This is a genomic window from Synechococcus sp. H55.11, from assembly GCF_047462475.1.
GTDB lineage: Bacteria > Cyanobacteriota > Cyanobacteriia > Thermostichales > Thermostichaceae > Thermostichus.
The window spans coordinates 1-8,558 of sequence record NZ_JANSJI010000055.1; the positions used below are offsets into that span (position 1 = coordinate 1).

Genomic DNA, 8,558 nt, shown 5'->3' on the forward strand with positions numbered 1-8,558 from the left:
AAACCGCAGTCTTCCAAACTGCTGTTGTCGGTTCGATTCCGTCCGCCCGCTTCCAGCCGATACGCCCTGAACTAAACCGCAAAACCCGCTCCAGATAAGCACTTCCAAGCTAAAACCTCAGTTGGGGGTAAGGCCGAGTTCGGCGTAAAAGGGGGTAAATTGGGTGCGTAGAGTGATCGCAAAATGACCGCAAAGAGAGAGCCAAAGGAAATTGTCCACGTGACTCAAGACAAGGGTTGACTGAGTCTGACTTGGATGTACCGCGGTAGGCAGTACCGCCTGTCCACCGGCATACCCGCTACGGCAGCAGGGCGACGGGCGCTGCAGCGGGTGGTGGCCCTGTACGGGGAGTTAGAGCTTGGCACTGCTCCGGTGTCCCGTTGAGTAGCTGGTAAGGATACGGGGGAGCTTGTCTTCTGCCCAGGAGTCAGGATCTCAGCTCCCAGTGTCGGGGGGTGGCACCCGAAAACCGCTGGGTAGCTTCTCTCCACGGTCAGCCGCTTCCAGCGCCGCCAGGAGAAAGGTCTCGAACTGACGCACGGCCTGCAGGTCGTTGTACAGGTGCGCTTCGGCTGCTTCTACGGCCTTGGTGGCAAAAGCCAGACAGCGCTCCTTGTCGCGGCCAAAAGCAAGGGCTGTAGCCGCATAGGCGTCGAGGGATGGGGCAATGGGCGCTATCTCGGCAATCCCCATCTGCTCATAGGCTGCCGCCACCAAACGCCCACGGGCAAAGCGCCCAGGCCAGGTGACAATGGGTTTGCCGTAGGCCATGGCCTCGTAGAGACTGTTGCCTGAGCCGAAATGGACAGGATCCAGCAGAACGTCACAATGGGCCACCAGCGCCATGAAGCGAGCAAGGGGCTGGCGCGGCACAAAGCAGACCCGTTCGTTGAGGATGGGGGCGCTCTTTGCCCAGCGAGCCCTGAGCTGGTCGTTCCAAGTCTTGGCCAAGCCGTCGACGAGGACAATGTGGCCCTCGGGATCGCCCTCGGCAATGGCGGCCAGCACCGCGTCGAAGTCAGGGTGAAGCTTAAAAAGCGATTGCGGGCAGCCGTAGAGCCTGCCGCGCTCAGGCAGGCCCAGTTCTGCCCGGGGGGGAATTTGCCGTGGCAAGCCGAAAAGTTGGTAGCAGAAGGGCAGGCGGGCAAAGCGCACCAAGCGCTCGCTGTAGTACGCTTCCGCCCCTTCTGGCTCCATTGGCGCATCGGCCCCCAGGAAGTAATCGATTGTATCGAGGCCAGTGGTATCCGGGTGGCCGTAGCTAACCATCTGCACCGGCGCAAGCCGCGCATAGGCCAGGAAGTAGGTGGACATCTTCATGCCGATGTCGGGATAGAAAAGAGCGTCCAGCTCCAGAGCTGCAACCTGCGCCTGCCACTGGGGCAGTGGGCCGCTGAGAACCACCACTCGGTCGCAAGCAGCCTCTAACATAGCCCGCACCGAGTCGCGACGGGCTTGCGGTGGGTAGATGAGGATGACTTCAAAACGCGAGCGGTCAAGCTGACGCAAAAGGCCCTGGTAGAGCTTGCCGATGGTGTGGTTGACAAGAAGCTCTGAGCAAAAGCCAACGCGGATGCGCCGACCAGCAGGGAAGTGCCAACGGGCAACATGGGGGGCTTCAAAATTGAGCTGCGGCGCCTTGGCTCGAAAGAGCTGGCAGAGCATCTCCATGAGTGGCCGGTCGTCGGCGTTGTGGTAGGCAAGCTCGAAGGCAAGGGAGCGTCCGATGAGTTGGGTCGGGTCTTCCAGGGTTCCCGGCAAGGCCAGCAAACTCCGCAGACCCTCCTGGTAGCGTGCCCGCCAGTGGGCGATAGCGGCCTGCGACTCTAGGATGGAGGGTAGCCAAAGCCGGCCCTGAATCTGCGCCGCAAGGATCAGCTCGGCAGCATTAGGGGGCTGCGGCCTGCATTGGCGCGCTGCCTGCAACACTTCCTCGGCTTCTGCATCCCTTTCTTGAACTGCCAAGGCAAGCGCTAGATCCAGATAGGCAGCAAAGTGGTGGGGATCTTTTTGAAGGGCAAGACGGGCAAAGCTCTCTGCTTCCTGAAAGAGCTCTAAATTGAGGTAGACTTCTGCCTTGCCCAGCAAGCCCTCAGGGAAGTCGGGGCGAAGCGCCAAGGCTTTGTCGTAGTAATCCAGGGCCTGGGAAAAGTTGTACTCTTTTGCCGCCATTCTCCCAAGCGAGAGGAGCGCTTCCACCCGTTGGGGATTGAACTGCAGCGCTGCTTGGTAGGCGTTCTTGGCCCGCGTTCTTTCACCGCCCCCCAGCAGCGCGCTCCCGTAGTTGACCCAGGCGTCAGCATAGGTCGGCCGGAGCTCGATGGCCCGCAGGGCAGCCGCTTGCGCTTCCGGCCATTTGCCTATCTGCTGCAATAGAGCTGAAAAATTGCTGTATATCTCAGCATCCTCTGGATAGGCTAGGAGCGCCTGGCGAAAGGTCGCCTCGCTTTCCACGTAGCGCCCTTGCCCTTCCAGAGATAGCGCTAGGGTAAGCAGGGCGTTGCGCTCTTCAGGCTCAAGGTCCAGAGCGCGGCGAGCCGCCTCTTCTGCTGCAGCATACTCCCCCTGCTTCCAGTGCACATTGGCAACAAGGGCCCAGGCCAGGGCAGAGCTGGGGTTTCTGGCCAGCACCTCCTGGGCTTTTTGCAAAGCAAGGGCCAGGTTGCCACAGTTGTAGGCCTCACTTGCTGCCTGCAGCTTGCTGGCTTCCTCCTCGCTAAGGGTTCGAGTCGCTGGCACCGGGCTGGATCCTGCCAGCTTGGTAGCGGCCAGCCGCGCGCTCCACTCGACAACCACTGCCTCTTCCAGTAGTCCGAGGGTGTGCCCATCGGCAAGCACCCGCTCGGCCTCCGCATATTCGCCACACTCCAGTAGCGCCTCCACCAGGGACAGCCAATACTGACCAACCGTTGGATTGGCGCTGACGGCGGTTACCAAATGGTGCAGGGCCGCCCGGGGCTGCCCCCGCTGGCGGGTAAGCTGCCCCAGCTTGTGGTGCGCCTCTGGGTGGCGGGGGACAGACCGTAGGACAGCTCGGTAGAGCTGCTCCGCCTCCTCCAGGCGCCCCTGCTGGTGATGGTTGAGGGCTTGCTGCAGCAGCTCGTCCAACTCTGACATTGCAGGGAAACTCCTCAAGTGCTCTTTTTCCCTTCCGGCAGGGCATAGGGATGGGTCGCGTGCCAGTAGTCGACCAACTGCCCTTGGTGCTCGATGAGAACCTGCTTTGGCTCTATCCCAAGGCTGGCCATCTCTGTCACAATGTCGGCAGCGCGCCATTGCGTCGGAATGATGACCACGTCTGGCGGCTGCTTGACCAGTTCCTCTCGGCTCACAATTCTCTGGCCCACCCCGGGCACATGAGTGCCGACCTTGTTGGGATCCGAATCGACGACCAAGGGAAACTGCTCGGCCCTAACCCCAAAGTGGTGCATGAAGGCTGCCCCTTTCCCCGTACCTCCCCATATGGCAACCCGCAGGCCACTGCAGGCAAGCTCGTGAAGCTGGGCCGCAATCCTGCGCCGGGCCGCTTGGCTGCGCTGCAGGAATTGGGCTGCTGCTTCTGCTCGTAGCCGCCAGTCGGGGGGTAGCCAGAGCTCCACGATGGCCAGCACCACTTCCCCATCGTAGGCATGCCACAGGCTCACAATGGCACCCACGCGCTGTAACAGGGCACGTAGCGACTCGGTACTGAACTGCTGGGGGTGTTCGTAGTAAAAATCCACCAATCGGCCTGTAGAGAAGACCCGGTCAATACAAGGTACTTCAACAAGCAGGCGTACAGTCTTCTCACATTGACTCGCAGCCCACGCCAACTGCTGCAGGAAAGCTGCTGGTTGGCTAAAGTGCTCCAGCACGTGGCGCATCACCACCAGATCCGGTTGAATGCGCAGCAGATCCTCAACCGGCTCAAAAAGCCGCGCCTCAAACTGGAAGTCGCGGGGGAAGTCGTCTGGTTGGTGGGGATCAAATCCGATGTACTGCCCTTGCCGACAAGCAGCCAACGCGCGCAGAAAGTGACCACAGCCGCACCCAATCTCAACCACTGTTGGCTTCTGGGGCAGGCGGGTCAACGCCTCATCCGCCAGTTGTGCCAGGTGCCGGTTCCACAGGATCCCGGCGTTGAACATGAGGTTGGGCTGGCTGGGGTAGGGAACATCCTCATAGCAGAAGGCGCGATTCCAGACATGGCCACAGGCAATGCACTGGACAAAGTCAAGCCGATAACGGGGCATTGCCCGCGCCTCATGTTCAGTGCGCGGCCAGCCTAGGGTGGCAAGCGGCGCCATCCCGCCGTCAAAAAAAGGGTGGGCCGCTACTTCGCCACATGCCGGGCAGGAGTCGGAGTAAAGGGGAGTCATCAGAAAAACGCAGCACTGAGGCTATCGTACTACTACCCTGCAACAAACCCTGACCCTAGTCTGCAAGCTAGCCCCCACCCCAGTCCAGGCGGCCAAGAAAGGCCTTGGGAAGGGGATGGGGAGTCCAACGCCGCCAACCTGATTGCCCCATCTGGAGCTGCTGTAAACCAGCCCTTGCAGGGCTACCGCTTCAAGGAAGCAAGCTATAGCCGTGGAGGAGTTTACTCAAGCACGGCGTATGACATGCACGTCGCGTAGGGGAAGCGGATCAGACGGAGATTGCGGATGCCCAGCGTCTCCAACGTCGCCAGCGTCTCACCTGGAAACTGACGCATGTTGAGCTCGTCAAACAAGATCACTGCTCCCTTGGGCATGCGCGGCACGAGCAATTCCAGGGCCAGTTTTGTCGGCTCGTAGAGGTCGACATCAAGATGCAGCAAAGAGACAACCAAATGGGGGTTGTCTTCAAGATACTTGGGCAGTGTAACACGCAGATCGCCCTCGACTAGCTTCAGTTTTGGTAGGTGGCCAAGAAAGCGGGTCAAATCGTGGATGGACGCGGCACGCAGAATATCGTTGGCCATGCCGCTTTCGACGGCAAAACCACCGGGACGGGTATGTTCGGAAACCTGATGACCTGCCAGATCGGCTGCAGACAATTCTGGAAAACCCGTGAAAGTATCGAAGCCGATGATCTCGCGCAGATAATTGGTTGGCTCGAAAATCGAGCTCAGGTGATACCAGGTCATGAGGCTTGCGCCACGGGCAACCCCCATCTCAACAACTGAACCGTGAACGTGCAGTTGCTTCTGGAACACCTCGGCGCGTGCCAAGAATTTCGTTAAGCTTTCCCGCGTGACGTATTTGGTAAAATTTTCCAGTTTGATGTTGGCGCTGCCGGGGCTCTCGGCCCAGTAGCGCTCCAGTTCTGCCAGGCACCTGATATTGGCTTCGCTTTGACGGGATGACTCGCGGATCATGCCGCTCAAGGGATGGTTAGTGCTGCTCATGGGGCATTCTCCTTGGTTGCAAGTGCTTTCAGTCCTTCTTCCGCCAAATCTTGCCAGCGCCAGCCTCGTTCAATGAAGAAAGGATCGGTCAAATCGGTATAGCGCAGCGTAACCGCAAATCTTACATCTTCACTGCGGTTCAGGTTGGCCGAGTGCGGCAATAGTCCGTCGAAGAGAACCAGGTCACCTGCCATTAGTTCGAGCTGACGCTGCTCTTTGAAGGAAGCGGTGACTTCTGGCAAAAGCGTAATCCACTTGTTTTTTCCACGCAGCGCCTCGTCGTAGGCGTGGGGCAGCAGACCTCGCTTGTGTTCGCCAGGTGCAACCACCAACCCACCATTAAAGGCGCCGGTATTCTGTAACGGAATGTAGGCCACTACGTGATGCTGTGGGCCGTAGAAACGATCCTGATGCCAGTGGGCAACATGCCATTCGTGGCCGGGCATGTTCATGATCATGTTCAGGCGTGGATGGATGGCGATGTGCTCGCTGCCCAGTATCTCTCTAACCCAACTCGTGAGCAAGCGGCTGCTTGCCAGTTCAAACATCCAAGGCCGACGATTAACCTCCTCATAAATCCAAGACTGTGCCTCCGGCTTGGCCCGCCACAGAGTAATGAGCGAGCGCGACAAACGACGCACAGGGTCACTTTCTTCACTGGCTGAAAGGCCAAACCGCTCAAGCTGGGTGGCGACCAGCCAGTGCAGGTCATCTGCCCACTCATTTAGCAAGGCGGGCGAAATAAACTGGGGGATATGGCAGTAGCCGAGTTCTGTAAATTGCTCCCTGAGCTGTTTCATGTTCACTCTCCTTTTATCGTAGAGTCTTCCAAGCCTGTGCTGCCTCTTGGGAGATAGTGCCAGCATAGTAGCCCTGAATCGGAAAGTAAAACGGTTGATCTTCAGCGGGCTTGCGCAGCACGCAGTAAAGCAGGGCATTTTGGCTAATCTGATTTTTGGTGGCTAGTTCGAGAATATCCTCCCGTTTCCATAGTTGCACAAACTTCAGTGGGTTGTATTCGACGTAGAGATAAGCCATTATCGTATAACCATTTGCCTGAGCTAGATCCCAGAAAAAAGTCGGTTGCACGTTGTAAAAACCATGGTCGAACCAGCCAGTAAAGGGCAGGCCATGGATCATCAAGCCGCCAGGCAGTGTGTAGTCGTGTATGGTTTTCATTACCTGAGCAATGTTGAAGATGTGCTTGGCTGTGCCAAGGTTAAAAACAACATCATAACGCTGGGGCAACTCAATAGGGAAATTGAGATCCAGCTTGAGAGCTGTCTCGGTGCCGTGAAGATCCACCGCCGTCATGGAGCGCGGCTGCCAGAAGGTGCGCCAAAAGATCTTGGCAATCTCGAACAGCATTCCGGGGCGCTTGGCTTGAGTTATTTCATCGAGCTGACGGAAGAGGGCAGTACGTTCTTCCTCTTTGGCAAAGCGATAAATGTCTTGGCCAAGCTGCTCGACAGCCACGTCGCCATACCAGTTGGCTTCGCCCAGTTCCAAACAGTCTCCTCCAAGTGGAATGGCGTTTTGCTCCCGCATTTGGCGAAATAGGGTGTATTCGATGGCGGTAATAGCCATAAATCTCTCTCAGAGAAAATTGCAGCGGCGGCAGGGCTCGACACGCAGACGGTTGTCCACTGTTGTGCGCAGTCGGCGATAGCTTGGGCTGTTGTAGATGTCGAGGACATGCTGCTCCCGAACGTTGCCTATGGGGTAGCGTGCCTGGCCATCGGCGCAACAATGGGCTACTACACCCGTTGCTGTGATCGATATATCAAACCAGCGGGTGCAGGCTACAGGCGGCACTGCGGAAGGGGGCATGTCAACCTGGCCAAGCCAGTTCGTGCGTGGAAAAATGCTCACTTCAAACAAGGGATAAGTTGTCTTTACCCAGACAGCAAAATCTTTATCAACTGCCGTGCCGTCACCGACACGCGACAGCACAATGCGCATTGGCAAACGTCCTTCAGCTTTTGCTTTGTGCAGCATGTCCAGGCTTTCGCGGGTTCGTCTATAGGGCAACCTCATTGTTGCCTCATATTCGTTCGGGCGATGATCGTTAAAACTAACCCACAAGTAGCCAAGATTGGGGAACTGGGTCAATCGTTCCAAGATCCGCTCGTTGATAAGCGAAGCATTGGTAGTCAAGGTGATGGTAGCGTGTGGTAACTCAGACTGGAGGTACGTAAGCAAATCAAAAATCCGTGCATCCAAAAATGGCTCATTGACCTTGAAGGGGCTTAATTGAAAGCGATGAAGACGTGGAATGTCTTTAAGGTCGTTGACGATTTTCTCTATGAGAGCATCGTCCATCTTTGTCCCTTTTCTTTCTAGCGAAGGATAGGGACAAAAGTTGCAGGCAGCGTTGCAGCGCGCCATCGTTTCCAGATGGACGTGGGCTGGAAAGTCAATGTATGAACTCTCCCGCATGGCCAGAGCTCTTCTCTGATAGTCCAGTAAGTTAGGCGGAATTGGGCTCATTTCAACGTTCTCTTGAAGCATGGAATTTTCTCCTGCAATATCTTCCCTACTGATTACAACACTTCCACGCAAGCTCTAGTGTAGGGGCTCTGCACCATTAGCGGGAAGGCTGCTGCCTGTGTCTGTTATGAGCTACCCCAGTGCATGGGTGGGTGGGGTTCCCCGCCTACCTAACGACAAGGCTTTTGTCTCTTCCCCTGCTCCAGTTGTTTCATCGTTCGCGGCAGCGGGACGGCGTCCATCCTGTGTACCGAGTCTGCGTTCGCAAAGCGTGGCGCTAGCCATATCTGTAGAGCTGAAGCATCCAAGACTCACGAGGCGGGTTCCCAGCCCTGGTTGGTAGCAACATCGAACATAACCCTCACCGACCCCCTGTCCCTCTCTATCGCAAAACCACAAGCAGACACAGACATGATAGCGGTACAGATTGACTCTAAGTGTATTGTTTCGTGCGGCGGTGCTCTGGTACACCCAAAGTCAATCTAGGGGCGCTGTCCATTCCCACCGTCTATACAGGGGGGCACTCCGCGCGTTTTGTTGACCCAGCCAGCAATAGGTTGAGCTGCGCTGAAAGATAGGCCAGACTAGGTTCGGTATGGCTAAGTGTGTCAGAACGAAGGAGGCGGCCAGCTCTTTGTTCGATTCCTCTCCAGCAACAACGCTTGGCTTCTGAAGCTTATCTGGTCAGTAGGACTTGCTG

At 57.2% G+C, this 8,558-nt stretch carries 7 protein-coding genes; 1 reads left to right on the plus strand and 6 read right to left on the minus strand.

Annotated elements, in window-relative coordinates:
* Positions 1-255: 255 nt before the first annotated feature.
* Positions 256-384: a hypothetical protein gene (locus tag NW853_RS02265; protein ID WP_414347523.1), complete on the plus strand. Its 129-nt coding sequence runs from the start codon at positions 256-258 to the stop codon at positions 382-384.
* A 51-nt stretch (positions 385-435) separates the two neighbouring features.
* Here NW853_RS02265 and NW853_RS02270 read toward each other — a convergent pair whose 3' ends face one another.
* From NW853_RS02270 to NW853_RS02295, 6 genes are all read right to left on the minus strand, one after another.
* Positions 436-3,117, minus strand: coding sequence for a tetratricopeptide repeat protein (locus NW853_RS02270; protein ID WP_414347526.1), 2,682 nt, complete (start codon positions 3,115-3,117; stop codon positions 436-438).
* Between the two features lie 14 nt (positions 3,118-3,131).
* The gene (locus tag NW853_RS02275; RefSeq protein ID WP_414347527.1) at positions 3,132-4,358 is read right to left on the minus strand and encodes a class I SAM-dependent methyltransferase; all 1,227 of its coding nucleotides are present in this window, start codon (positions 4,356-4,358) and stop codon (positions 3,132-3,134) included.
* Positions 4,359-4,579: 221 nt separating this feature from the next.
* On the minus strand, positions 4,580-5,368 hold the full coding sequence (locus NW853_RS02280; protein WP_414347530.1) for a TylF/MycF/NovP-related O-methyltransferase: 789 nt from the start codon (positions 5,366-5,368) through the stop codon (positions 4,580-4,582).
* Positions 5,365-6,168, minus strand: a complete 804-nt coding sequence (locus NW853_RS02285; protein ID WP_414347532.1) for a phytanoyl-CoA dioxygenase family protein — start codon at positions 6,166-6,168, stop codon at positions 5,365-5,367. Before NW853_RS02285 ends, NW853_RS02280 begins: the two co-directional genes overlap by 4 nt.
* 13 nt (positions 6,169-6,181) lie before the next feature.
* Positions 6,182-6,955, minus strand: a complete 774-nt coding sequence (locus tag NW853_RS02290; RefSeq protein WP_414347534.1) for a hypothetical protein — start codon at positions 6,953-6,955, stop codon at positions 6,182-6,184.
* A gap of 9 nt (positions 6,956-6,964) precedes the next feature.
* Positions 6,965-7,879 carry a radical SAM/SPASM domain-containing protein gene (locus NW853_RS02295; RefSeq protein ID WP_414347537.1) on the minus strand — a complete coding sequence of 305 codons (915 nt, stop codon included), beginning with the start codon at positions 7,877-7,879 and terminating at the stop codon, positions 6,965-6,967.
* Between the last annotated feature and the right edge of the window lie 679 nt (positions 7,880-8,558).

Bases quoted from the DNA above. Each gene is read 5' to 3' on its own strand.
- NW853_RS02295 (WP_414347537.1), bottom strand. From the start codon at position 7,879: ATGCTTCAAGAGAACGTTGAAATGAGCCCAATTCCGCCTAACTTACTG.
- NW853_RS02265 (WP_414347523.1), top strand. From the start codon at position 256: ATGTACCGCGGTAGGCAGTACCGCCTGTCCACCGGCATACCCGCTACG.
- NW853_RS02290 (WP_414347534.1), bottom strand. From the start codon at position 6,955: ATGGCTATTACCGCCATCGAATACACCCTATTTCGCCAAATGCGGGAG.
- NW853_RS02270 (WP_414347526.1), bottom strand. From the start codon at position 3,117: ATGTCAGAGTTGGACGAGCTGCTGCAGCAAGCCCTCAACCATCACCAG.
- NW853_RS02280 (WP_414347530.1), bottom strand. From the start codon at position 5,368: ATGAGCAGCACTAACCATCCCTTGAGCGGCATGATCCGCGAGTCATCC.
- NW853_RS02285 (WP_414347532.1), bottom strand. From the start codon at position 6,168: ATGAAACAGCTCAGGGAGCAATTTACAGAACTCGGCTACTGCCATATC.
- NW853_RS02275 (WP_414347527.1), bottom strand. From the start codon at position 4,358: ATGACTCCCCTTTACTCCGACTCCTGCCCGGCATGTGGCGAAGTAGCG.